This window comes from Paenibacillus sp. 2RAB27, from assembly GCF_052115445.1.
Lineage (GTDB): Bacteria > Bacillota > Bacilli > Paenibacillales > NBRC-103111 > Paenibacillus_E.
The window spans coordinates 1-703 of sequence record NZ_JBFRGR010000100.1 but is presented as its reverse complement, the minus strand read 5'-3'; the positions used below and the strand labels follow the sequence as shown (position 1 = coordinate 703).

2 tRNA genes and 1 rRNA gene are annotated in these 703 nt (G+C 47.9%); all 3 read right to left on the bottom strand.

The features are described 5' to 3' along the window. Positions 1 to 130, bottom strand: a 23S ribosomal RNA gene (locus AB4114_RS35795); the annotation flags it as partial. Between the two features lie 249 nt (positions 131 to 379). After that, positions 380 to 455: transfer RNA gene (locus tag AB4114_RS35790), tRNA-Ala, on the bottom strand. Positions 456 to 474: 19 nt separating this feature from the next. Next, positions 475 to 551 (bottom strand) — tRNA-Ile (locus AB4114_RS35785). Positions 552 to 703 lie beyond the last annotated feature (152 nt).

Here is a 703-nt window from a genome sequence, read left to right as displayed (position 1 = left end):
TGGGTTCCCCCATTCGGACATCCCCGGATCAAAGCCTGCTTACGGCTCCCCGAGGCATTTCGTCGTTCGCCACGTCCTTCTTCGGCTCCTAGTGCCTAGGCATCCTCCGTGTGCTCTTTCTAGCTTAACCATTTATAGGGATCTTTTGCATTAGCMAAAGTCTCTCCTAATTGAAAGAGTTAAAGATTTTTGCGTGACCCTAAGGTCAACACAACCTAAGTTCTTACTTTACGTTTTTGTTTCGTTATCTAGTTTTCAAGGAACAACTTTGTGAYTCAATGATCTTCGCCCTATTTCAGCGGCGAAAGTTATCTTACCACATCTTATTACTGCATTTCAAGYCGAAATTTCTTGGAAATTCCTGTCTTAAAATGTGTTTTGGTGGAGCCAAGCGGGATCGAACCGCTGACCTCCTGCTTGCAAGGCAGGCGCTCTCCCAGCTGAGCTATGGCCCCATAAATGGTATTAAATTAATGGTGGGCCCTAGTGGACTCGAACCACCGACCTCACCCTTATCAGGGGTGCGCTCTAACCAGCTGAGCTAAGGGCCCGTATAGGGAAACTTTCCATAATAAAAACCCACCTACAAGCTTTCGAAGCTTTCTCCGAAAGCTTGCCATGGGTATCGCTTGGCAACGTTCTACTCTCCCAGAACCCTGCGGTTCAAGTACCATCGACGCTGGAAGGCTTAACGGTCGTGTTC